Raw genomic sequence first — 25,160 nt, 5'->3', positions numbered from 1 at the left:
AAAAGTTATTTTTCTTTTCACATTTCGGAGGTTTCATAAAGTTTGTGACTCCAATGAGGAAAATTGAATGCAGAATTTTATAAAATATAGATCCATAACAGACGTTTATGCGGATCAGGTGATACAGGACTATTTTCAATCTGATAAAAAAGATAAATTGAGAAGTTTAGCTTTATTCAATATTCTAACACAGAATTTCGGACCTATACCAACGGAACTTCCTTCTTACTTTAAGGAATACTTTGAAAAAACTAGTGTTCTTCCTGAGTGGGCTGATCTTAAAAAAATTCAAATTGCGGAACGTGTATTCGCTACATATGGACCGCAAATACTCATGATTCTATGTTGTAAATCTCTTCCTATGGCTTATACCTGTGGCAACGGAGCAGAGGTACTTGTATATACAGGAAGGCTGGTGGAAGAAAACGGCTCTACACAAAAAGTATTTAGAAGACTGATGGAAACTACACAATTTGTAGTTTCTGTTTTGAAAGAGGGAGGTCTTTCTCAGGGAGGAGAAGGAATCAGAGCCGCACAAAAGGTAAGGCTGATGCACGCTTCGATTCGTCATTTTATATTTGAATCGAATCAATGGAAAGAAGAGTGGGGCAAACCAATCAATCAACAGGACATGGCTGGGACCTTACAATCCTTTTCCAGTCTGATTTTAGAAGGATTGGCTTTCTCCGGAATTACGTTAGACGAAGAGGAAAAAGATTCTTACATACATCTTTGGAAAGTTACAGGTCATATCCTAGGAGTACTTCCTGAATTATCACCTGATACGTATGAGGATGCTTATGCTCTCGGGCTTTCCATTTTTCAAGATCAAAGAAGGAAATCCGAGGCGGGAAAGATTCTCGCAAAATCTCTGTTAGATTTTATGGAATATATGGTTCCAGGAAATTTGTTGGACGGAGTACCTTTGTATTTTCTTCAGAAATATTTAGGTAAAGAAAATTGTGAAATTTTAGAACTTCCTTGGGAAGAAAAAGAAATTCTAGGAGAAATTCTAGAAAAGGTTATCACTGGTTTTGATGAGACGTTAAGCGAGAATGATCATTTCCAGAAACTTGCCGCGCATTTTTCATCCAAACTGATCTTAGGAATGGATAATTTCTATTACAAAGGTAAGAAGGCTAAGTTTGAAATTCCACCTTCTTTAAAAGGAAACTGGGGAGTATAAATTTATGGGATTTTTGGAAAGAATTTTAACGGACCCTTATTATTTGGGAAAATTCACACTTCTTGAAAACGTATTTTTACTGATTGGAGTAGTTTTTTGGGCATACGTCTACTTTGCGTTAATCGTGGATTCAAACCGTAAACAATTTGTGGAAATGCCCGTGTTTATCGCCTGTGGAAACATCGTCTGGGAATTTCTTTGGGGATTTGTCATCCAAGAAGACATGGGAATTGTTTTAAATTGGGGTTATAAACTTGCGTTTCTTTTGGACGTAGTAATTTTTTACAATGTATTTAGATACGGACAAAAACAATTCAAAATATCAATTAGTACATTAGAATATAGAATTTTACTTTTAGTATTGTTATTGTCTTGGGGGGCTCTGATTTATACTTATTACGTCAATCGATACGACCTTTTTACTGGTTCCAATTCTGCTTATATACTCAATTTATTCATTTCCGCTATGTATCCGGTTTTGTTTTTATCTATGAACGACAATCGATTATTTTCTTATCCGATTGCGTGGTGTAAATTTTGGGGAACCGTATTCTTTACCGTATTTTTGTTTCTCTATTTTCCCAAAGAGTATTTCGTTTTGTGTCTTGGAATATTGGTTTTTATAGCCGACGCTTATTACGTTTATCTATTTGCAAAAACCAGAAAGTAATTTATAAAAATGTCAATTAGAACCGAGACTTCTTTTCATAAAAAGGAAATCCTATTGGAGGATCACGTTTCTACGATTTACAGAGGGATTTTAAAAGGTGAATCTGAAACTAAAATTCTTAGGATACAAAAGGAAAGAACTCGAGACGAGGATTCATTTTATTTTTTGAATGAATATGAAATCGGTAAACTGATTTCAGACGATCATATTCTGAAACCGGAACGTTTGATAAAGATTCAAGATCGGTACTGTCTCATCTATGAAAATTTAGAAAGTTCTCTTCTGTCGAATTATATTTCTAAGGTAGGTCAGCTATCGATCGAAGAATTTCTTCAAGTAGCCATCTCTATTACCGGAAATCTGGTTCATCTACATTCGCAAGGAGTTCTTCATAATCAAATTGGTCCTAGCTCCTTTTTTTATGATACGGATACTAAAACTTCTGTTCTTGCTTGGCTTGGTTCTTCTTCTTTACTTTTAGGAGAAAAAGGAAATTTAGCTCCCCTACAAATTTCTCCTACGTTACTCGCTTATTGTTCTCCAGAAAGGACAGGTAGGCTCAATCGTTCCGTTGATTTTCGTTCGGATGGTTATTCGATTGGAATTTTATTTTATCAATTTTTAACCGGAAAACCTCCTTTTGAATCGGATGATCCTTTGGAGATTATCCATGCCCATGTCGCCAGAGTTCCGGTTGCGATTTCCGAAAAAAGAAAAGAAATACCAATTCCGATTTCGAGTTTGGTAATGAAACTTCTTTCCAAGATGCCTGAGGAAAGATATTTTTCTCTCGAAACCTTATTACATGATCTTAGGATGTTAAACGATTCGATTCGTTCCCGAAAAAGTGTTTTAGAATTTATTCCTGGTTTTACGGAAAAAAAAGATAAGTTTAGAATTTCGGAAAAATTATATGGAAGGGAAAAAGAAAAAGAAATTATAGAAGAGGCAATTTCTGCGGTTTATTCTGGAGTTAAGGCCGCCATACTTATTAAGGGAAAATCCGGAACTGGAAAAACTTCTTTGATTCAAGATACGATTCTTTCCAAAGAATTAAACACATTACGAAGTTTTAAAGGTAAGTTTGAAGAAGATAAAAAAGAAATTCCTTATTTCGCTCTTAGACAAATTTTAGTCGAGTTATGCAATCATCTACTAACTCAATCTGAATACGAAATACGATCTTTTCGAAGAGAAATTCGGGAGAAACTAGGGGACAACATTCATCTTTTGACCCAATTTATACCGGAAATAGTTAATTTACTCGAAGTTCATTCTGTTTCGTCCGATTATCAGAGTCAAAAAGACGATCAATTTTTATTTGTAGTCATTTTAAGATTTTTATCCTCCTGTTTCAACCGGCATAATCCCGCCTTACTTATATTAGACGATGTTCAGTGGGCCGATTCGGCGTCTCTTTCTCTGATTGAGTTTATATCTAGACAAACCGAATGGGAAGGTATGTTGTTCGTTTTTATTTGTAGAAACGAAGAAGAACATTCTGATTTTCTAAACTCTTTTAGGGAGAGAATTTTAAATTCGGAAATACTACTTCAGGAAATTTCTCTAAATCCATTAGACCCTATGATGATCCGAAATTATGTGACCGACAGTTTGGATCTGCAAGAGGAAGATACTAAAAAACTTACAGAAATTCTTTATCAAAAAACAAACGGAAATCCTTTTTTTCTCAATCAGTTTTTCAACAATCTTTATACAGAATCCTATATACAATACCAAAAGAGTTCAGGGATTTGGAGTTTAGATTGGGATCAGATTATTAAGAAAACGGTAACCGAAAACGTATTGGATCTTCTTACGGAGGAGATCACTAGACTTCCGGAAAATACACAAAAACTTTTAAAGGTAGCCGCCTGTGTAGGAAACCTTTTTGATCTTGGGATTTTATATAGATATTTTCAAAATTCTCCAGAGATTATAGAAACTGGAATTAGAGAATGTATCAAACAAGGAATTGTGATTTATCAAGAATCTCAGGTAAGTCTTTATCCTGTTTTACAAATATTAAAAAAAGAGAATGCAGAAGGATTAGACAAGAATAAACTTTTTGAAGGAATCATGTTCCGTTTTTCTCACGATAAAATCAATCAAGTGATCGTGGAATCAATCTTTTCGGAGCAAAGGGCTGAAATTCATAAAAATTTAGCTTGGTTTTTGGTAGAATCGGATCTAGTTTCTTCCAAACAGGAGAGGATTCAAGAAATTGCAAATCATCTTGTTAAATCTCAAAAGATTATAAACTCTAAAGAAGACTTAGAAGTTTTCAATCGTTATCTTGTTCTGGCCGGAAATTTAGCAAAACTTTCTGCTGCGTTTAACACGGCTTATAACCTTTTCTCTCTTCTTAAGAAAAAAATTACGGAAGAATCTTGGACGGAAAGAAAAGATCAATGTATTCAAATCTACAAATCGTTTGCAGAGTCCGCTTATTTTCTTTCTAAAACTTTCGAAGCAGAGGATACGGTTCAGGTTTTACTTTCTAAACTTCACGATCGAATTGAAATTGCTGACGTTTATTTGATGCAATTGGAAGTGATGAATGCGAAAAACGATTTGGACGGTGCATATAAAGTCGGATTAAAAGCGCTTAAATCTTTAAACGTACAATTTCCCGAAAAGCCTGGAATTTGGATTCTGACTCTGGAATTTTTAAAGATGATTTATTATCAAAGAGGAAGAAGTCCGGAGCGTTTAAAGGAGGCGAAAAAAAATCAGGACCCTTATAAGATAGAAACCATCAACATACTTACGAACATGTTGAACTATGGAAAACATTCGGATAGTAAGCTATTTGTATTCCTTTTTTTGAAACTGATGAATATTACTCTTAAGGAAGGAAATTCTCCAGTCAGTTTTTTTGGTTATGCTGGTTTTGGTTCTCTTCTTTTTGCGATGACTGGAAATTTACATACTGCACTTAGATATTGGGATTTAGGAGAATACGTCATTCAGATTTTTAATGCGGATCGAGTGAAAGGAAGATATTTATTTGGAAAGAATATGCTGCTCGATTTTTATAGAGTACCTTTTTCCAAATTAGCATTATTTTCGGAAGAAGCGTATGAAAAGTGTATTCAGTATGGAGATTATCTTTGGGCAGCGTTTTCTTTGATTGCACATTCTATTTATCAGTTTTATTCTTCGGATAATGCAGAATCATATTATGAAATTCTTATTAAAGATGTAAAAAGAGCGGAACAATTAGGTTACGAAACCGTTTACGTGATCGCAGCCAGTTCTGATTTTTTAATCCGAAGTCTGGGAAATCCTTTCCGGCCAAACGTAATTTACAAGGATCGGGAAATGTCCGTGGAAACTTTTGAGCGGGAAATATTGATTCCGAATGCAAATGGAACCGCAAATACTTGGTATGCCGTTTTGAGAGGAAAGGAAACTTATCTACGTGGAGAATGGGAAGAAGGTTTAAAAATTTTTTCGCAATTTGCAAATGATTTGGAAAGATCTAGAACGATTTTTATTTATTCCGAATACAGATTTTTCAAATCTCTTCACTTGATCCGTTTGAACGAAGTGGGAAAAAAAATAAGTTTTTCGGATTTATATTTTATCAAACGGTCTATTTCTTTATTTAAAACCTGGTCTGAAACCTTTCCGGATAATTTTAAATCGTATTGGTATATTCTAAAAGCAGAATATAATAAATATAAGAAGAACTTTACAAAGGCTGAGATTTTTTTCGAATTGGCCTTGTTTTCTCTTCAAAAAAATGATAACAATTTGAGAAAAGCGATCGTTTATGAACACGCGGGAATGTGGGAGTTTGGAAGGGGAAGAAAACAATACTCCAATTATCTTTTAAAAATTGCAGAAAAACAGTATCGAACTTGGGGAGCTTCTGCAAAAGCGAATCGTATCCAAACGATCAGACAACCCGATGAAGACGCAGGAATTTTTTTACATACGAGAGAAGAAGCTCTTTTAGATACGATCCTTAAGTCCGCAGAAAATTTAGATTTAAGAAGTGTATTAAAATCTTCTCAATCCATTTCGGAGAGTATAGAACAAGACGAATTATTAAAAAAATTAATGCGAACAATTATGGAGAATGCAGGGGCTACGAGAGGATTTTTGATTCTTCCTAGAAAAAGCGGATTTTATGTGGAAACCGGACAAGATATCGAAGATGAAAATATTCTACCAAAATCCTTGATTTTAGATTCTGCATCCGAATTGTTACCGGTAGAGATTGTATATTATTGTTATCGATCTGGGCAAAAAATATTATTGAACAATACTTCTTCCAAGGATTCTCTCCATTCTTTAAATCCGTATGTAATCGAAAAACAACCAAAATCTCTTCTTTGTTTTCCAATTACAAAACAGGGAAAAATTTTGAGTGTACTTTATCTCGAAAACCGCCTCACCTACGACGTATTTGACGAGCATAGATTAGAAATTTTAGAAATTCTTTCTTCTCAAGCTGCGATTTCATTAGAAAACGCTAAACTATATGAGGATATTACTAGTTTGAACGCGGAATTGGAAAGAAAGGTGGAACTTCGTACTCAGGAGTTAATGCAATCTCTTAAAATCATACGAAAAGATCTTTTATATTCCAAAAAAATTCAGCGTAGTATTCTTCCGGATCATCCAAATCTTCCAGGAATTCTTTATGCGGTTTCTTATCAACCTATGGACGAGGTAGGAGGTGATTTTTACGATCTATTTGAAATTCGTCCGGGTGTTTATAGATTTTTTGTAGCGGATGCTACTGGACATGGAGTCCAGGCTGCCCTGATTACTATGGCGATCAAAAGTGAGTATGAACACCTAAAAAAGACCGAAAAAAATCCTTCTAATATATTAAAAGAATTGAATGTAGTAATTTTAGAAAAGTTCAAAACTTTGTATCTTACTTGTGTCGTTGCGGATATTAATGTAAACGATTATACTCTGGAATATTCTTCTGCGGGACATCCTCCTCAAGTCCTTTGGAGGAATGGTAAGGCGGACTTTTTACATAAAACCGGCGCGATTTTAGGTCTGAAAAAAGATTTTATATATTATTCTGAAAACGTGGAATTAAAACCGGAAGATAGAATTTTTCTTTTTACGGATGGGGTTTACGAACAATTTAACTCAAATAAAAACGAATTTGGAGAGGAGCGATTTTTGGATTCTATTCATTCTTCTAGTTTATTGAATCCTGAAGAGCAAATTTCTAAAATGCAAAAAGATTTAAATTTGTTTTTACAAGGGGCACCGATTCAAGATGATTTTACTTTGATCGCAATTGAAGTGTTTTAAGTTTACCCAAGATCTGTCGAGCGACCATAGAAGCGAGACGCTGAGTTACTTCGAACGACTATTTTGCGATCTGTCGGCAGCGAGATTTGAGTTCAGGCAAGCGTTTTGCTGAGTTTTTAGAGCGCCCCAGAAAACTCAGCGAATCTCTCTAAGGATCGGCATTCAGGAAGTGATGCATTAGTTCAAGAAACGAGACGCTTTCGTTTCACAAAAATGTGGGAACTCATACAGAAATTAGAATAACAAAAGAGTGCTAAAAAACGATAATCATACGATATGATGGTTTTGTGGGAACTTTTACATCTGGTAAAAGAATAAGATTTGAAAATAATGAATTCTGTGGGAACTACTTTCAGAGACTTTGTTTGAGAAATTTTCTTTTACTTACAAAATGACGTTTATTTTTTAAAATCAATTTCTATGGATCCTAAAATTTCAGAAATTAGAAAGAGTTATACACTATCTTCTTTAGAGATAGAAGACGCCGGAAGCGATCCGGTTTTATTTTTTCAAAAATGGTTTGAGGAAGCCGTTCAGTCGGAAGTGTTGGAAGTCAATGCGATGACACTTGCAACTGTCACTCAAGATGGAAAACCAGACGCTAGAATCGTTCTATTAAAAGGAATTTTGAAGGAATCGTTTTTGTTTTATACCAATTACGAAAGTAGAAAAGGAACAGAATTAGAAACGAACCCAAACGTTTGTCTCGTTTTCTTTTGGCCTGAATTAGAACGTCAGGTTCGTATCGAAGGAAACGTAACTAAAGTTTCTAGGGAAGTTTCTAAAGAATATTTTCATTCAAGGCCTAGAGAGTCTCAGATCGGTGCGTTAGCCTCACCGCAAAGTCAAAAAATTCCTGATCGTAAATTTTTAGAAGGACGTTTTCAGAAATTTACCAATCAATATCAAAATAAAGAAGTGGATCTTCCGAATCATTGGGGAGGTTATGCGGTTTACCCTTGTCGAATCGAATTTTGGCAAGGTCGTTCCAGCCGTTTACACGATAGAATCGTGTTTGAAAGAGATACGTCTTCCTCTTGGGAAAAATTTAGAATTGCTCCATGACTATATTTAAATTTTAGAATATTCCTTTTGTTTGATTTTCCCTAACTACTCGTAGCTATAAAATTAAATACCGTGAAATTTTATTGTAAAATACTGTTTGAATTTAGAATGTCAGATACTTTTTATATCCCTTTGAGTAATATATAAAAAATTTGGAGATCTATTTTGTTATGCGACGTGTAAAATATTTACCGTTTCTATTTTCAACGTTATTTTTATTCCATTGTTTGAGACCCTGCAATTGCCCGGATAATGATAGTGAAGATGGGATTGCAGTTTTATTTGCAACATATCTTTTAAATCCACCTACTTTTAATGGAAGATGTGTATCTTCATCTAAAAGTTATTGTCTTGAGTTTTCAAAAATTCAATACGAAGGTACAATTGCAGTTTTTTGTAAAAATATGGGAGGTATTTTCGAAATAGATCAATCTTGTGTTCAAACAAATAAAGTAGGTCAGTGTTCTTTTGAATCTCAATCTACAAAGTCCATTCAGATAAAATTTTATTACGCAACGGTTCCTCAAAATTGGAACTATTCAACTGCAAAAACAAATTGTGAAAGTAGTGGAGGAGTATTTTTATGAGATTCAAATCGAGATTATTTTTTTCTTGTATGATCGTTTTTTTGAGCACAACTCTGATAGCATATACAATCCTTCCGTGTTCTTTTGGTTTAGATGCTTGTTCCTGTGAACCAACTCGGGGAGAAACGTTGATTAGTTCTCTCTTATTTTTAACAACTAACTCTGATAAAACGTCCTGTCATAGTATTACGGATTCTGTATGTTACGAAAGTTTTCATTCCGATTCGTTTTCAATTTTATGCAAAATGTCTAATGCTGAAATCCGTTTAAATGACGTCTGTTCTGATCAAAATTCAGTTGGAGATTGTTATCTAGATAATTTACGATTGACGTTTTATAACGATACTTATACTTCTAAGGCCGCAGAAGATTATTGTAAAAATCAACTGAGAGGATTTTTTTACAATAATAGATGATTCGATTTGTTGGAAAAATCCATATCTACGATTAACAAAATAGTTTTATCGATTTGTTCTGCTGATTTCTATAAAATAGAATTGTTGAAAAATTAATTCTCCATCTGTTTCTATTTTATGGAAACGGGCAATTAAAGCAGTTTTGTTAATCGGAACTAGGGAATTTTTCAACAACTCTAATTAATTATCGTCAATTTTTTTTCGTAAAAATAAGTGTGGGAACTCTCACAAATCGTGAATTTACAGTTAATCTTTAAAAATTGTGGGAACTACTATAAAATAGAATTGTTGAAAAATTAATTTTCCATTGATTTCTATTTTATGAAAACGGTCGATTGAGGCGTTTTGTTAATTGTTGCTATGGAATTTTTCAACAACTCTAATATAAAAAGAATCATCGTACAATAGATTTTTGCAGTTTTACGTCCATCATCAAAATTTAAATCCAATTTTAACGTGAGTTCGGCTTAAGAAAAACTTTTCTAAAAGTATGAGTTCCCACAATTTTAGAATTGGTTCGTAAAATCGTGATTTGTGGTAGTTCCCACATTGTTTTACAGACAAACTTAAATTTTATAGTAGTTCCCACAGAAATCGTTTATCTTTTTTAGAATTTGATTTTTGTAATACTTCCACGTTCTAAAATTGTTTTGGATAATCTATGTGATTTCTCAAACTCAGGCGAGAGAGAATTGTCTAAATTCTAAATGGAAATGAGTGGTAGTTCTTACATTGAAAAAATCAATCTGTAGAGTTCCCATTCCAATTTTTTTCAGAATCATGGGTTTCTTACATCAAGCTAACATTAAATTAATTTTTTTGAATGTATCTATGTATTATTCAAATTTGTAGATAGATTTTTTTAGTGGTTACAGTTTTTTGAAATAACTCATTTTAATTGTATATCAGATCAAATTTTATCTGTCACAAGCGCTAGGGATGTGGAGCGTGCGAAGCAGTCGCAAAAGGCGACCGTAGGCGTTAGCCGAAGCGCGTAACAAGCCCGGCCTGCGCCTTTTTTATTTTTTGTTTTACTGGGCGCAGGAGCGCCAAAATTTAAAAGTTTATCTAGATCCAAAAATTCAAAAGATAAGCGGCCAAGATGATCGTATAACCTAAACTTAAAAAGAATCCGATCTTGATGGGTTGTGTATGGGTTTTATATCCAGAAAGAAATATATGAAGTGATAAAAATCCAACCGCGATCGTTTCCGCTATTAAAGTTGCAATGACTGGTGGTTGTGGTCCAAAAAATAAAATTAGAATTGCTGGAAGAAATCCTAAAAAACTCATAAACGCTCCTGTAGTGATCCACATCATTAGGATCAATCTGGATTGTCTTTCTTCCGGATATTGAAAAAAACCTACGGCGGCTCCTACGATCAATTGATGGATCAATCCGTGTAGTGTATAAATAATTCCAGATACAATTAAAATGACTTCGGCAAAATGGATATGTTCGAATGAGTTCAATTGAATTTCTCTTGTTCAGATCTGTTTTTTCAAAACATAAACGGAGCGGTTCGTTCCTCAATCAAAATTCATGTTGACCCTAGCTTTCTAAAAAAATGATATAGAGAGCTAAAAAACGAAATCGAGTTTTACATGGATCAAAAGTTATGGACACCTTCCTCCGATCGAATTGAGTCTTCTAATCTGGTTCGATATATAAAATTTCTCAAAGAAAAAAAGAATCTTTCTCTTTCTACGTTTGAAGAACTCAGAGTTTGGTCGGTAAATGAGATCGGATCATTTTGGGAAAGTATCTGGGAATTTTCAGAAGTTGTCCATAGTCAAAAATATGATCTTGTGTATCAAAGTGGATCGAATTTTACAGATTCCAAATTTTTTCCAGGAGCGAAACTGAATTTTGCGGAAAATCTACTTCGTAGAACCGATTCTTTTCCTGCGTTAATTTATAGAGGTGAGGACGGCTCTAAAAGAGAAGTAAGTTATGCGGAATTATATTCTTACGTAGGTGCGGTTGCAACGGATCTGAAAAAAAGAGGAGTGGTTCCAGGAGATAGGGTAGTAGGTCTGATGCCTAACGTGCCTGAAACTGTAATTGCAATGTTGGCTACTACTTCTATCGGGGCGATTTGGAGTTCTTGTTCTCCCGATTTTGGAGTAAAAGGTGTTTTAGATCGATTTGGTCAAATTGAACCTAAGATTTTATTTACTACGAATTTATATTCTTTCAAAGGTAAGGACTTATCTCTTGCCGAAAATTTGACTCAGATTCTTAAATCTATACCGTCTATTGAAGCGGTCATCGTATCTGATTATAAAAATGGAATTTTACATTTTAAGAATCGTACAAAAACGGTTCTGCCTGAAAACTATCCTCAAAAAAATATTCATCTTTTTGAAACTGTTCTTTTTGAAAATGAAGGAGCCTCCCCTAATTTTTATCAGACAAATTTTGATCATCCGGTTTATATCATGTATTCTTCTGGAACGACTGGTCTTCCTAAATGTATGGTTCAAGGAGTTGGAGTATTTCTCAATCATTGGAAAGAATTGGCGCTTCACTGCGATTTAAAACCAGGAGAAAGAATTTTTTATTATACTACGTGTGGTTGGATGATGTGGAATTGGCTCGTAAGTTCCTTGTCGATTGGGGCCACCTTAGTGTTGTTTGATGGAAATCCTTTTTTTCCCACACAGGAAATTTTGTTTCAGATCGCTTCCGAAGAAAAAATCAACGTGTTTGGAGTAGGTGCCAAGTATATTCTTACATTAGAAAAATCTAAATTTCAACCCAAGGATTTTGATCTTTCCACTATAAGAACCGTGTTGTCTACGGGTTCTCCTCTTACTACGTCCGGTTTTAGATACGTATATCAACATTGGAAAAAGGATCTTCAACTTTCCTCTATTTCGGGAGGAACGGATTTAAACGGATGTTTTGCCTTGGGGAATCCGATCTTGCCAGTTTATGAAGGAGAAATTCAATGCAGAGGTCTTGGAATGGACGTAGAGATCTGGAACGAATCTGCAAAATCCGTAATAGAACAAAAAGGGGAACTCGTATGCAAACAACCTTTTCCTTCTATGCCTCTTTATTTTTGGAAAGATCCAGAAGGAAAAAAATATAAGTCTGCTTATTTTGAATCGTATCCATCGGTTTGGTGTCACGGAGATTTTGCGGAATTAAAAAAGTCCGGCGGGCTTGTGGTTTATGGAAGATCTGATGCAACTCTCAATCCGGGAGGTGTAAGAATCGGAACCTCGGATATTTACGGTCTGATTGAAACTTTTACAGAAATCGCGGACTCTGTCATCATCGGTCAAGATTGGAAAGAGGACGTAAGAATCGTATTATTTTTGAAAATGATTCCTGGAAAAAAATTGGAAGATTCTCTCGTTCAAACTTTAAAAAGAGAAATTAAAGAAAAAATTTCTCCGAAACACGTCCCTTCTAAAATACTTGAGGTCGCAGACATTCCTTATACGATCAATATGAAAAAAGTAGAGATCGCTGTCAAAAAAACAATACAAGGGGAACCGGTCACAAACAAAGAAGCCTTGAGTAACCCGGAAAGTTTAGAATATTATAAAAATATTTTGGAATTAAAAGAGGATTAGAAATAAGTTATGTATTTTATATGAAGACACATGAAATTGTATTTATTTTTGAGTTTTTTAGAGAAAGAACTTAGAATTCTCTGTCCCAAAACTGGGATAGATTCTTAACGATTGGTCTTTTTTAGTAAAATAGAGTTGTTGAAAAATTCTATAATAGATATTAGCAAAACTGTTTCAATGATCCATTTCAATGCAACGGACACAAATGGAGAATTAATTTTTCAACAACTCTATTTATAGTATCGTTGTCGTTTTAAAACGACGTAATCATCTAAGATTGAAAAATCAAAATCCAAAAATACTTTTCAAATATAATATTGGAAATAGAATCTATTGTGTGAATATAAAATGTCTATTTTAGTTGAATTTAAAAAAAATCCCAGTGATCTCTATTAAATTGAATACCATAATTTTTTATTGCAAAACACTGTTTCAACGCAAAATACTGAGTATTTTATTTTATAATTCTTGAGTAAAAAAAGAAAACGAATAAACAGGAGGAGCCGAAATGAATTGGAAACATTTGTTTCTCATTAAAAAAAATATACAATATACTTTAGAAAAGAATTTATCTAGTAAGTTTTATTCACCATTCTACGTTTTAAACCGTTTTCAAATCAATCTGAAAAATGGAATTTGGAAAAGACTTGTTTTGATAGGCTCGTTTTGCATTTTATACGGATATTTTTGCTTACAAGCAGAAGAAAATACATTCAAATATTATAATTCTTCTAGACTCAAAGAAATTTTGGAAAAAGGAGAACTTAAAGTTGCAGGAGATCCTTCTTATGAACCGTTTTATATCCCAAATTCAAAAGAAGGGTATCCGGGGTTTGATTACGAATTAGGAAAAGCCTACGCAGATTTTTTAGGAGTAAAGTATAAGTTTGTTTCTTATCCGGAGTTCAACGAGTTTGCAGAAGCAATTAAAAATAAAGAAGCGGATATTGCATTATCCGGAATTTCTAGTAATTTAGAAAGATCTAAAAAACTAAAATTTAGTGGGGCTTATTTAGTAGCAACTCCGGCTGCTTTGATTCGAAAATCCGCTTTACCACCACCTCCGGAAGGGAACATTATTACGACTCAAAGTTTCAGAAGTATTCTCGATTTGTCTGATTTGAGTGGAGTTACATTTGCAGTTCGATCTTTTTCCAATCGTCACGAGTATCTTTTAAAGAAGTTCAAAAACAATCGAATTTTTACCTATGTAGACACATCTTCCGCTTGGGAAGCAGTCAAAAACGGAACCGCAAATTGTTTAGTCGCAGATTCATTTTATATCAAAAGTCTTATCCTTAAGGACAAATCGATCGCTTCTAATTTTAGGCCACTTTTGGAACCGGTGCAAAGAGAAGATATTAGTGCGGCTTTTCCTCAGGGGGACATTTTGTTTATTAGAAATTTTGAATTCTTTTTACAAGAGTTGAGTCGGACTGGAATTCTTAGGGAAATGGAAGATAAGTATTTTAATAAATCGGAATGGGTTCTTGCACCATAAGTATTCATTACTATTAAGTAAAAAATTCATTTTATAGAGCCTTCTTTAAATAAAAACTAAAAAATACAATTATTTCCGAATCTAAAAAACTTTTTTAAAGTTTTGTTTTGAACCTGTTACTGATTGATCAAGTTGAAACAATTTTATTTTAATAGAATTGATAGATCCCGTTCTTGACAGGTTTGAGAATAGTTCCGACATTGGAAACATCCATGGGAAAAATTCAAGAACTGAGCCCGGAACTAATCAATCAAATTGCGGCCGGAGAAGTCATAGAATCTGCTCATTCTGTAGTCAAAGAACTAATGGAAAATTCTATGGATGCGAGTGCCACTCAGGTGGATGTAGAGTCCAAGGACGGAGGACTTTCGCTTTTAAGAATTACAGATAACGGAACCGGAATTGAACCAGAAGATTTAGAGCCCGCTCTAAAAAGACATGCTACGAGTAAGATTCAAGATTAATAAAGACCTAGAAAGTGTATTGAGTTATGGATTTAGAGGAGAAGCCTTAGCTTCGATCGCTTCGGTATCTCGACTAACGTTAGAGAGCGGCACAAAGGAACAGAAAACAGCCTGGAAGACTCGTTCTGTTGCTGGAAAGATCTCCGAAAAAGAAGAAATCCCTGGATTTATCGGAACTAAAATACTTGTAGAAGAATTATTCTTTAATACTCCCGTTCGAAGAAAATTTTTAAAATCCATTCGCTCCGAAGATAAAAAGATCAGAGACCGAGTTACCACCCAAGCGCTTGCAAGAGAGGACGTTCGTTTTCGACTTTTTCAAGATGGAAAAGAAGTATTTGTTCTTCCAACTAGAGAAAATAAAAAAGAAAGAATTATAGATTTATTCGGTGAGAATTTTAGAGATCATCTATTAGAAGTAAGTCTAGAACGGGGAGGAATCCAAGCCACGGGTTATATTAGTGATCCTGACTTCTACAAGTCTAATCGAACCGGACAATTTATATTTATCAATGGAAGGCCGATTGAGATCAAATATAGTTCTGTTCTATTAAAAAAAGCTTATGATGAATTATTACCTCCAAACGGACATCCCTATTGTTTTTTATTTTTTGAAATTGATCCGTCCAGAGTAGATGTAAACGTACATCCCGCAAAAAGAGAAATTCGTTTTTTAGATGAGGATGGATTTAACGGATTTTTTCTCGCACTGATTCAAAAGGAACTTAGATCTAGCACTCCGGTCAGTTTTTTAGAGTTGAAAAAACGACTCTTAAAACCGGCTCCTGAAACTCATTCTACTACTTCTTTTTACCAAGCTCGTTCTTCTGGAAAAAATCCTTTGTTAGGTCGTGAACTCTTTTCCGGAGTTTCCAAACAGGAGGGATTTGAATTGGATCGAATGGGGCCAGGAGTTTCTTTATCTGAACTGACGGATGAGAGGGTAAAACATTCTTCCTTTGTACCTAAAAAACATTTCGGAGTATTGTTTGAAACGTTTATACTTGCAGAAGCCGAGGACGGATTTTATATTATAGATCAACATACCGCACACGAAAGAATACGATACGAAGAAGTTTTAAGAAAACTAGAAAAAAGAAATTACGGAATTCAACCATTATTGACTCCAATTCGGATCGACGTATCTAAACAGGAACAAGAAGACATTTTAAATCGAAAAAAAGAATATGAGGAAGTTGGAATATTCTTAGATCCTTTAGGAGAAGACAGTATAGTTTTAAGAGAAATTCCTGCTTATATGGAGCCAGGACAAGAAAAAGAAATTGTACTTGACTTTTTAAATAGAACCGAAGGAAAAGAAACCAGCGAACCGGAATTATACGACCTTATGGCCAAATGTGTGGCTTGTAGATCCGCGATTAAAAAAGGGGATCAACTTTCCGATCCTATCTTGGCGGAAATTTTAAATAGACTGAGTTATTGCGAAAATCCATCCCGTTGTCCACACGGAAGGCCTACCCTAGTAAAGTTGAGCAGAGATGACCTCGAAAGAATGTTCCACAGAAAATGAAGAAGTTACCGGAAAAGAACCGGATAGAGTTGTAAGAAAATTATTTCGACAAACGTTAGTCGGAATTGTGATTCTCGTATTAGGAGTAGTTTTTCTTGCAAGAGTATTTCCGGAACCTGTGCTTGTTGTATCCCAGAAGTTTATAGAAATTACGGGAGTGTTTGGGGTAGGAGTGGGAATTATGCTTGCAGATTCTCTGCACGTATTTATACCACCAGACGTATTTTTAATGTTTGCAGTGGCCGGAAAACTCAATTCAGTACTTGTAATCGTATCGGCTTCGATTGGAAGTTTAATCGGAGGGAGTGTTTCTTATTTAACGGGAAGGATTCTTTTGCCGAAGATGGAAAGAATTTCTACCTTTGTAAAAAGACATGAGCAGAAGTTGGAACACTATCTGCATCGATACGGATTTTGGGCGGTTGTTTTGGCTGCTTTGACCCCGCTTCCATATTCTTGGGTATCACTTGCGGCTGGGGCGATGAAAATGAAATATTCTTTGTTTTTTAAAGGGTGTCTATTTAGAATTCCGCGTTTTATCGTATTTTATTATCTAATTCAATTTGGATGGGTAAGCGGAGGAATGTAAAATATTTTCATAACATAATATTCTAAATTTAAAAAAACACGCAGAGTTTGTCCAAAACTTCACGATCAGGTCTTTAATAATAAAACACATTCATAAAATAGCAGATGTAATTCGTTAGGTCATTACTTTTTTATTTCGATAAAGTCAATTTGCGCCTTGGGAAGTAATTTCTGAATCTTTTTTTCTTGAGACTTTAAAACGGGTATATCATCTAAAAATAATTCTTCTAACTTTTTCAAAGTTTCGATTTCTTTAGGAAGAGTTTTGAGTTGATTCTTGCTTAAACTTAGCCATTCTAACTCTTTCAATTGTCCAATTTCTTTTGGAAGAGTTATTAGCTTATTATTACTTAAATCTAAAGTTTGGACATCCGTTGGATTTTTAAGAGCCTTGGTTAGATTTTGATAGTGACCTTTCTCTTCGGCTTTGAGTTGGCTCAAAAAACAAAGAAAGATTAAGGTTCCTATTTTTTGTAAATTCATGATTTTCATAATTTTTGAGTCATTAAAAAAATCTTTTCTTTTTTGTCATCCGCGTATTGTTCAATCGTCTTTTCTATTTTGTTATAGTGTACTTTTTCTAAAGTAACGGTCCTTTACAAAAATCAAAAGTTTGAATTTGAATTCGAGATTAAAAAATTTGAGTTTTCGGAAACAAAAGAAAAGAATATTCTGTACTCAAAGGCAGATCTCAATTGGAAACTAATCAACCCAATCTATTTCCAAAAACGAAAGAGGAAATCATAAGAGAAAACCTGGATTTGTTTGATCTTCCGATTCGTATTCAGGCATTGATTGAAAACATACTGCAGGGAAATATTAGAGAACAATCTTTAGTCTGTTGTCATAGCGCTTGTGACGTATGTAACGCGACTATACGAACTTGTTTTCGTAAGATCAAAAATGAATTGGAACTTTTGTGAGCGATCTTTTTACCAAAAAACCGATCCCACCCCTCGCCCATAAAATACGACCTTCCAGTTTTGAAGAAGTAATCGGACAGTCTAAAGCGACAAAACAACTCGCCAATTATCGATTTCCGGTTTCTATTATCTTATACGGGCCACCTGGAACTGGAAAATCAACGTTAGCCGGAATTCTATGCAGAAAATGGAACCTTCCATTTGTCGAATACAATGCAGTTTCTACTGGAGTGGCAGAGATCAAAAAATTATTGGAAAGGGCAGAACGCGAAGGAACCATCCTACTGTTTTTGGATGAAATTCATCGTTTTAGTGCGTCTCAACAAGATAGTCTTTTAAAAGGAGTGGAAACCGGGCATTTGATATTGATCGGCGCTACAACCGAAAATCCAGCGTTTCGAATCACAAGACCTCTATTGTCCAGATGTCAGATTCTTAAAATAGAACCTTTGAGTTTAGAGGAACAGTCTTCTCTTTTAGAAAGAGGAATTCAAAATATAGAATATTCTATAAATCTAAATCAAGATGCAAAGGAAACTCTAATTCGTTTTTCGGGAGGAGACGGAAGAAAATTACTTTCTAACTTAGAAGGTTTGAGTTTTAGTTTTCCTGAAAATCATACTATCTCTAAATCGGATGTGGAAGAATATTTAGAAAGTCGTGTAATCGAATATGATAAAAGTGGAGAATCTCATTACGACGTGATCTCTGCGTTTATCAAATCGGTGCGAGGAAGTGATCCTGATGCGGCATTGTATTATTTAGCAGTTTTGCTCGAAGGAGGGGAGGATCCACTTTTTATTATGCGAAGGTTGATCATTCTCGCGAGTGAGGACGTAGGAAACGCTTCCGTAAATGGATTACCCCTTGCTGTTTCCGGCTTACACGCGTTAGATGCAATTGGGATGCCGGAGGGAAGGTTGATTCTTGCTCACGTGACTACATTTTTAGCCTCTTGTCCAAAATCGAATGCGAGTTATAAGGGAATTGGTGCAGCCTTGGCTTTTGTTCGAAAGTACGGAACTGGAATCAAAATTCCGAACCGACTTCGAAACGCTCCTACCTTTCTGCATAAAAAAGAAGGTGCTTCGAAAGATTATATTTATCCTCACGATTTTGGGGGATTTAAGGAACAAAATTATTTCCCGGATGAATTTGCCGAAAATCCGCCTAAGTTTTATTTTCCAACTGGGAACGGAGCGGAATTAAAATTGAAAGAATATCTGGACAAGATTTGGGAAAAAACTCCCTGGAAAAAAGGAAATTAATTATTTATCATAGAGTTCTGGACGAACGATTCTGATTTGTTTGGTTTTGGATTCTAAATTTTCTAGGTCAAATTCGATTGAATTCCGATTTGAGTCCGAATTTTGGCGGTACACCGTCGTGTGTTGTGTCGGCTCTTTTGTTTTTTTATATTTATATTCAGAATTGAACATTTTTCCTTCTTGGGTCGTAAGACCGGCAAGGTTTAATAAATGTTTCGTTCTTTTTGGTAAAAATCTGAATCTTTTTTTAAAGAGAAAATTATAATTCGATTTAAGAATGGTGAATTTTGAGTAGAAGGTGAGTATGAGTTCCCACATTTTAAAAGTTGTACGCCAGTCAAATTACGAGATCTAACAATATTGGCTTTTGGGAATTTTTATAAAATGAATTTTTAATTGAGTGATAGTCGTAAAACTACAATTATATTCAGAAATTTAACTGGATGATTACTCTTTTTGGTTTTGTTTCCTCTTGATAAATCACATGGATTTTTTATAATCTATAAACTTGTATTAAAATTATAGAATAGAATAGAATAAATCATTTTTAAATTCTTAAAAAACATGGGAGTTCCTAGGCCTAGATGCTCATTGTAAGATTTACGACTTTTAACAATCTTAACATAAGTTTGGCGTAAGAGATTTGCTTGAGATGTCCATTTTAGTGCCAGTGTGAAATGTGGGAACTACCACAATTGAGATTTAACAGTAGGTTCTGAAATGTGGGAACTACCACAATTGAGATTTAACAGTAGGTTCTGAAAATGTGGGAACTACCACAATTGAGATTTAACAGTAGGTTCTGAAAGTGTGGGAACTACCACAATCCAGATTTAACAGTAGGTTCTGAAAGTGTGGGAACTACCACAATTGAGATTTAACAGTAGATTTTAAAATTGTAGGAACTACTGCTTTTAAAAAATTTCCTGATTTTCTTATATCGAATTAACGTTCAGGATTATTTGGACAATTTTCTAACGAACTTGTTTCAAACGTTAATGTGGGATCTATTCAAAAAGCCAAGCTATAATTAATTTTTAAGAATTTTTGCATCTTTTCTTTATAAGATCATCTTTGATTTTTGGAGCTATTTTAATACATTTGAATTATAAAACGTCTGTCCCTATTAATGAAATTCTTTTTCTAAAGCTTCTAAAACTAGATCGTTTTGCTCCGGCCTACCGATTGTGATTCTAAGTGCATTTAGGTCATAATTTTTTAAGTCTCGTAGAATAATTCCCTGTTTTAAAAGGGAATGGGCAATTTCGGAAGAAGATTTACCGCGCTTTCTTGCAAAAAATGTAATAAAGTTTGCGTAAGAATCAATAAACTCTATACTTTGTTCGGCGGCAAATTTTTCATATCGTTTCATTTCATTCCAATTATTTTCTAGATATGATTCCACATAAGATTCATTTTTGAGAGCTTCCGTGGCGGCCAGAGCAGAAAGATTGGTAACACTAAAAGGAGGGCGCATCTTATATAAATTGGAGATCAATTCTTGATTTCCGATCCCGTACCCGATTCTCATTCCGCCCAGTCCGTAAACTTTAGAAAAGGTACCAGTATAAAAAACATTCGGAAAAAGATCGGTAACTTCTTTCGCAGGGATAAATTTATTCGGATCCTTTTTTTTTCCAAATTCCATATAAGCCGCATCAATTACGACTAACGTATCTAAAGAGATTTTACTTAAAAATTCATAAACGTCAGATTTAGAAAGTGCATCTCCTGCGGGATTGGAAGGAGTGCACAAAAAAATAATCTTAGGACGAATCAATTTTGCCAGATCCAAAAACGCGTTTAAATCATGAGTAACGCTGTCTGTGGAATGAATTTTTGCTCCACATTGCAAAGCGTAAATTTTATACATCGCAAAAGTAATTCGATTGATCAGAACGGAATCTCCCTGATCTAAAACACATCTGCAAACAAAATCTAAAACCTGGTCGCTTCCATTTCCCGGAATGATACGATCAGTGGTAAGATCAAACTTGGAAGCGATCGCAGTTTTTAAATCTAGATAAGAATCGTCCGGATAAAAAGACATTTTGGAAATCGCTTGTCGAACAACTTCCATAACGGATTCTGCGCAACCGAAAGGATTTTCGTTCGAACCTAATTTGATTATACGATTTGGATCAATTCCGAATTCTCGAACCACAAGTTCGATTGGTTTTCCGGCTTCGTAACTTTTGAGAGAGTTCAATATAGATCGAAATGGAATCATCACTCCCATGCTTTTGGATGGGAAAAATTTTGGAAATCGATTTAAGAATCCATTTGTATCAAACTCCGGAAAAAAATATTTTCGTTCGTTATATTCCGAAATTTTTTTTCTTCTAATTCCGGGTATTCGTTAGAGAGCTTGGTGATAAAAATGAAAGACTCGTTGTTTCACGGAGATAATAAAGAAAAAGATCTGGAATATTTAAAAGATCTTTTAGACGGAGATAGTTTAATGCAAGAAATACTAGAGTCGTTCGAAAATTTTGATCGCCTCGTGGGAAATGAAATTCAAGAACTTTTCCCGTTAGAAGACGATTTGTAGATTAACTTGTAAGTTTTAAGTATGTAGAAGTAAAGTCTTCGAAAAACTTAGAAGGATCCAGGGCGTAATCCAACACAAAGGCTCTGGATTCATCGTTTTTCAAAAGTTCTCTATCGTTCGGAATCAATAATGGACCTTCTAATCCCGCTTTGAGAAGAACATGGAAATAACTATTATCAAAGTTATAAGGGTTCGAAGTAAACGATTCCCCGCCTAACCATCCGATTGTACGCGCTCCTGAAATCAGGACTATATCTCTAATTCCCAGTTTCATTTTTTGAAGATATGGGAGTTGGTCTTTTTGAGTCTGCATACTCAGTGGAAGAATTTGAAATACTTCGCTTAACAATCGATCTTTTCTTCCAGGTTGAATCGGGATTTTTGGGCCACCTGATTTTTCGATAGCGACTGCACCGGCGAGAGCTAAAAGGTCTGCAAAGGAAAAAGAGTTTTGAAATTGTTCGTTAAACGTATCTTTGATTTGATAAAAATTTTGAACCAAATCTCCGTTTTCCGGAAGTTTGGAAAACTTTTGAAAAGAGTTTGCAGCAGAAAGTCCGATCCAGTTTTGATTTTCGTCAAAAAGACAAGAGAGATGGTAAACTAGTTTTAACCAACTTCCTACTTCTCGAACAAGTATGATTCTTCGGAGAGAATTTTTAGCTTCTTCCCAGAGATTCGCATCTACTTTTTCCAAAATTTCCTGAATCTCATAGAGTTTATAATTTCCGGTTTTTCCTTTGAGTTGTGCGGAAAAAACTCTGCCTTTGACAACTTTTTCTTTTACTTGTTTGTAGAGAGATTCGGAAATCAAAACGGAAGCGCCCGATTTTTTGGTTTTAGATTCGATTCTGCTCGCTATGTTTACGGAATCACCGATAGCCGTGTAAGACATATTTGCAGGATGACCCAATTGTCCTAATATACAATTTCCGTAATGTACTCCTACGCCGATACGGAACGAAGTATGAAGATGAGACTTTAGATATTCGTTAAGGGAGTAGAGTTCTAACTCCATCTCCTTGGCGGCACGCAGAGCGGAGATACAAATTTCTTGAGGAGAACCACCGTTAACTCCGAAGAGAGCCATGAGTCCGTCTCCGATATATTTATCTATTTTACCTCCGTGTTTTAAAATCACGTCCCCCATTTTATAAAAATATCGGTTGAGTATATGAATTACATCGTAAGGAAGATGTGATTCGGAAAATAGAGTAAAATCTCGAATATCGCTGAAAAGGATCGCGATTTCTTTTTCTTCTCCTGAAATTGTGGCTGATCCTGGAATTGTAAGATTATAATCTTCTTCGTCTAAAACGATTCTTCGAACCCGAACGTCGCCTAAAACTGTTGTCTGGCACGCAAGTCGAACGGATTTAGGAAAACCTTTTTTTTGAGAGAGTTCTTTTTCTTTTTGTTCTGGAGGAGATAGATGAGAAGGGTTTTCTAAAACCAAAACGCGACAAGTAGAGCATCGAGCATTTCCGCCGCAGGCGTGTGTATGTGGAATACCGTTGTTTAGACTAATTTCTAACAGGTTCTGGGGCTTGGATAAACTAATTTCTTTTTCGTTTTCAAAATTTACAAGAATCATTAAAACCTACCGGATTTCACGGAGATATAAAAAAATAATTGGCGTCCTATATGGAAGGGTAGAGAATTACAGACCTGGTTGTCAATAGAAGAACTCGGCAGGTCCTGTTCTTAGAAAAGAGACTCTGTCCGAAATAATCGTGAAAGTAGCGTTAAACGAATTGCCATTTTAGGAAAGTCGAATGGACGGAAATATAAATTCTCAGGAAGAAAATAAGGATTCTAGGCCAATCATACTATTGGTAGATGACGAACCAATCATATTGAGAGGACTAAAAGAACAACTTAAACTTGCGTTTGGTAAGGACTACGACATTGAAATCGCCGAAGACGCTGAAGCTGCCTGGGAAATTTTGGAAGAATACGTAGAGAAAGGGATCGATATTCCGGTTGTAGTATGTGATCAAGTGATGCCTGGAGTAAAAGGAGATGAGTTACTCATTCGAATTCACAATAAAAAACCGGATATACGAAAGATCATGCTTACCGGACAGGCTTCTGCAGATGCGGTGGGTAACGCTTTAAATCACGCAAATTTATATAGATATTTATCTAAACCTTGGGATTCCAACGATTTGATCCTTACAATTCGAGAGGCGTTAAAATCTTATTTTTCGGATCTTTCCCTTGTAGAACTCAATCGAAAATTAGAAACTACCTTACTTTATAACCGGGAAACGGGTCGTCCCAATTTCGAAAGTCTGAGAAAAATACTAGAAGAAAGGGAGGCTAAAGAAGCCCAGTCTACTCTCGCCGTAATTAGAATTGAATCTTCTACTGCCACAACTCATCATTTTGGAGTAGGAGTATATCATAAAGTACTAAATCAACTTTTGGCGGCACTTTCTTCATTTATGGGAGACTCGGGCAGTTTATTTCATCTTTATCAGGACGAGGTAGCTGTACTTTCCAACGTAGATGAGGATAGATTTCATTCTCTTTTGGTGGCATTTAGAATACTTCTTAGATCAGAATATATCCAAGCGGATGGAGTTGCTTTTCGCGTAAACGTATCTATAGGAGTGGCTACCCACCAACATTCTCTTTATTATAAAGCTAGGATAGCGATGATGCATGCGGCTCAAAACGTTGAACTTGAACTAATGAACTATTCGCAGGCAATGGAAGAGGGGGATCAGTATCAGATTAATCTTATTTTAGGAAGGAAATTAAACGACGCAATACACGTAGGCAACGTAATACCTTATTTCCAGGGAATCTACGACAACACATTAGAGAAGATTACAAAATTTGAATGTCTTGCGAGAATTCAAGACGGAGATAGGGTATATTCTCCGGCAAGTTTTATATCGATCGCAAGATCTACTGGGATCATTCGTCTTTTGACTCCGATCATGATTGAGAAATCGATCCGATATTTTGCACAGTATCCGGAATATTCTTTTTCTGTGAATATATCGGAATCGGATCTGGAAAAAAAAGGATTTGCATCTTGGGTTATCAGTCGTTTGGAGCATTATAAGATTGTACCAGAAAGATTTACTTTAGAAATTTTAGAAACGGACCGTTTGCGTGGAGGGGAGAGAGGACTTGAAACCTTAAAGGAATTGAAGGAATCCGGTTGTAAGATTGCGATAGACGATTTTGGAGTAGACCAATCTAATTTTGAGAGATTGATGGAAATCGATCCAGACTTTATTAAGATAGATGGTAAATTTATACAAGGGATTCATTTGAGTAGAACTCCATATCTGCTCACTTCTGCGATGACGGAGATGGCACATCGTATCGGAGCAAAAGTAATTGCCGAATTTGTAGCGGGAAAAGGAGAATTTGACACGGTTCGTTCCTTAGGTGTGGAATATTGTCAGGGATATTATATTATGCAGCCCGTGCCTGAAATTTTTCCGATTCCTCAAGTTTCTGTTTAAAGAATGAAAACGTTTTTTCTAAAATTCGCTTGTCATTATTTTTTTTCT

18 protein-coding genes and 1 pseudogene are annotated in these 25,160 nt (G+C 35.1%); 14 read left to right on the top strand and 5 right to left on the bottom strand.

What is annotated here, in order from left to right:
- Positions 1-67 precede the first annotated feature (67 nt).
- The 6 genes from BW942_RS05910 (at position 68) to BW942_RS05885 (ending at position 9,213) form a co-directional block, all read left to right on the top strand.
- Complete coding sequence (locus tag BW942_RS05910; RefSeq protein WP_001178919.1) at positions 68-1,186, top strand: oxygenase MpaB family protein; 1,119 nt, start codon at positions 68-70, stop codon at positions 1,184-1,186.
- 4 nt (positions 1,187-1,190) lie between these two features.
- Positions 1,191-1,856, top strand: coding sequence for a transmembrane-type terpene cyclase (locus BW942_RS05905; protein ID WP_000506007.1), 666 nt, complete (start codon positions 1,191-1,193; stop codon positions 1,854-1,856).
- A 9-nt stretch (positions 1,857-1,865) separates the two neighbouring features.
- The gene (locus BW942_RS05900) at positions 1,866-7,145 is read left to right on the top strand and encodes a trifunctional serine/threonine-protein kinase/ATP-binding protein/SpoIIE family protein phosphatase (RefSeq protein ID WP_000027848.1); all 5,280 of its coding nucleotides are present in this window, start codon (positions 1,866-1,868) and stop codon (positions 7,143-7,145) included.
- Positions 7,146-7,565: 420 nt separating this feature from the next.
- The gene (pdxH, locus tag BW942_RS05895; RefSeq protein WP_000371278.1) at positions 7,566-8,210 is read left to right on the top strand and encodes a pyridoxamine 5'-phosphate oxidase; all 645 of its coding nucleotides are present in this window, start codon (positions 7,566-7,568) and stop codon (positions 8,208-8,210) included.
- A 170-nt stretch (positions 8,211-8,380) separates the two neighbouring features.
- Positions 8,381-8,797: a hypothetical protein gene (locus BW942_RS05890; RefSeq protein ID WP_001255223.1), complete on the top strand. Its 417-nt coding sequence runs from the start codon at positions 8,381-8,383 to the stop codon at positions 8,795-8,797.
- Positions 8,794-9,213 carry a hypothetical protein gene (locus tag BW942_RS05885; RefSeq protein WP_001211327.1) on the top strand — a complete coding sequence of 140 codons (420 nt, stop codon included), beginning with the start codon at positions 8,794-8,796 and terminating at the stop codon, positions 9,211-9,213. The genes BW942_RS05890 and BW942_RS05885 overlap by 4 nt, the downstream gene beginning before the upstream one ends.
- Positions 9,214-10,281: 1,068 nt before the next feature.
- Here BW942_RS05885 and BW942_RS05880 read toward each other — a convergent pair.
- Entirely contained in the window at positions 10,282-10,686 is a 405-nt protein-coding gene (locus BW942_RS05880) for a hypothetical protein (protein WP_001083857.1), read from the bottom strand.
- A 132-nt stretch (positions 10,687-10,818) separates the two neighbouring features.
- Here BW942_RS05880 and BW942_RS05875 point away from each other — a divergent pair, with 132 nt between their 5' ends.
- From BW942_RS05875 to BW942_RS05860, 4 genes and pseudogenes are all read left to right on the top strand, one after another.
- The gene (locus BW942_RS05875; RefSeq protein ID WP_000372281.1) at positions 10,819-12,801 is read left to right on the top strand and encodes an acetoacetate--CoA ligase; all 1,983 of its coding nucleotides are present in this window, start codon (positions 10,819-10,821) and stop codon (positions 12,799-12,801) included.
- 508 nt (positions 12,802-13,309) lie between these two features.
- Positions 13,310-14,302 carry a substrate-binding periplasmic protein gene (locus BW942_RS05870; protein ID WP_001104074.1) on the top strand — a complete coding sequence of 331 codons (993 nt, stop codon included), beginning with the start codon at positions 13,310-13,312 and terminating at the stop codon, positions 14,300-14,302.
- A gap of 212 nt (positions 14,303-14,514) precedes the next feature.
- Positions 14,515-16,297 (top strand): annotated as a pseudogene (gene mutL / locus BW942_RS05865) (DNA mismatch repair endonuclease MutL).
- Positions 16,266-16,886 (top strand): YqaA family protein, encoded by a 621-nt coding sequence (locus BW942_RS05860; protein WP_000200976.1) that lies wholly within the window; start codon positions 16,266-16,268, stop codon positions 16,884-16,886. The pseudogene mutL and the gene BW942_RS05860 overlap by 32 nt, the downstream one beginning before the upstream one ends.
- A gap of 122 nt (positions 16,887-17,008) precedes the next feature.
- Here the strand turns inward: BW942_RS05860 and BW942_RS05855 are convergent, their stop codons facing one another.
- Positions 17,009-17,377, bottom strand: coding sequence for a leucine-rich repeat domain-containing protein (locus tag BW942_RS05855; protein ID WP_000700001.1), 369 nt, complete (start codon positions 17,375-17,377; stop codon positions 17,009-17,011).
- Positions 17,378-17,580: 203 nt separating this feature from the next.
- Between BW942_RS05855 and BW942_RS05850 the strand changes: the two genes are divergently transcribed.
- Positions 17,581-17,808: a hypothetical protein gene (locus tag BW942_RS05850; protein ID WP_000449692.1), complete on the top strand. Its 228-nt coding sequence runs from the start codon at positions 17,581-17,583 to the stop codon at positions 17,806-17,808.
- Positions 17,805-19,076 carry a replication-associated recombination protein A gene (locus BW942_RS05845; protein WP_001281336.1) on the top strand — a complete coding sequence of 424 codons (1,272 nt, stop codon included), beginning with the start codon at positions 17,805-17,807 and terminating at the stop codon, positions 19,074-19,076. The genes BW942_RS05850 and BW942_RS05845 overlap by 4 nt, the downstream gene beginning before the upstream one ends.
- Here BW942_RS05845 and BW942_RS22205 read toward each other — a convergent pair whose 3' ends face one another.
- Positions 19,077-19,394 (bottom strand): hypothetical protein, encoded by a 318-nt coding sequence (locus tag BW942_RS22205; protein WP_000263734.1) that lies wholly within the window; start codon positions 19,392-19,394, stop codon positions 19,077-19,079.
- 808 nt (positions 19,395-20,202) lie between these two features.
- A complete protein-coding gene (hisC, locus tag BW942_RS05835; protein WP_000538654.1) occupies positions 20,203-21,315 on the bottom strand; it encodes a histidinol-phosphate transaminase in 1,113 nt (370 codons plus the stop codon).
- A gap of 141 nt (positions 21,316-21,456) precedes the next feature.
- Between hisC and BW942_RS05825 the strand changes: the two genes are divergently transcribed.
- The gene (locus tag BW942_RS05825; RefSeq protein ID WP_000655293.1) at positions 21,457-21,627 is read left to right on the top strand and encodes a hypothetical protein; all 171 of its coding nucleotides are present in this window, start codon (positions 21,457-21,459) and stop codon (positions 21,625-21,627) included.
- A 1-nt stretch (position 21,628) separates the two neighbouring features.
- On the opposite strand, the gene BW942_RS05820 is transcribed toward BW942_RS05825, so the two are convergent.
- Positions 21,629-23,221, bottom strand: a complete 1,593-nt coding sequence (locus tag BW942_RS05820) for a peroxidase family protein (protein ID WP_000604736.1) — start codon at positions 23,219-23,221, stop codon at positions 21,629-21,631.
- 181 nt (positions 23,222-23,402) lie between these two features.
- Between BW942_RS05820 and BW942_RS05815 the strand changes: the two genes are divergently transcribed.
- Positions 23,403-25,112: a GGDEF/EAL-containing response regulator gene (locus BW942_RS05815; protein ID WP_000348938.1), complete on the top strand. Its 1,710-nt coding sequence runs from the start codon at positions 23,403-23,405 to the stop codon at positions 25,110-25,112.
- Positions 25,113-25,160 lie beyond the last annotated feature (48 nt).

Origin of the sequence: Leptospira interrogans (genome assembly GCF_900156205.1) — a bacterium.
In the GTDB taxonomy this organism is placed as follows: domain Bacteria; phylum Spirochaetota; class Leptospiria; order Leptospirales; family Leptospiraceae; genus Leptospira; species Leptospira interrogans.
The sequence above is the reverse complement of the archived record's forward strand: the minus strand, read 5'-3'. Positions and strand labels throughout refer to the sequence as shown.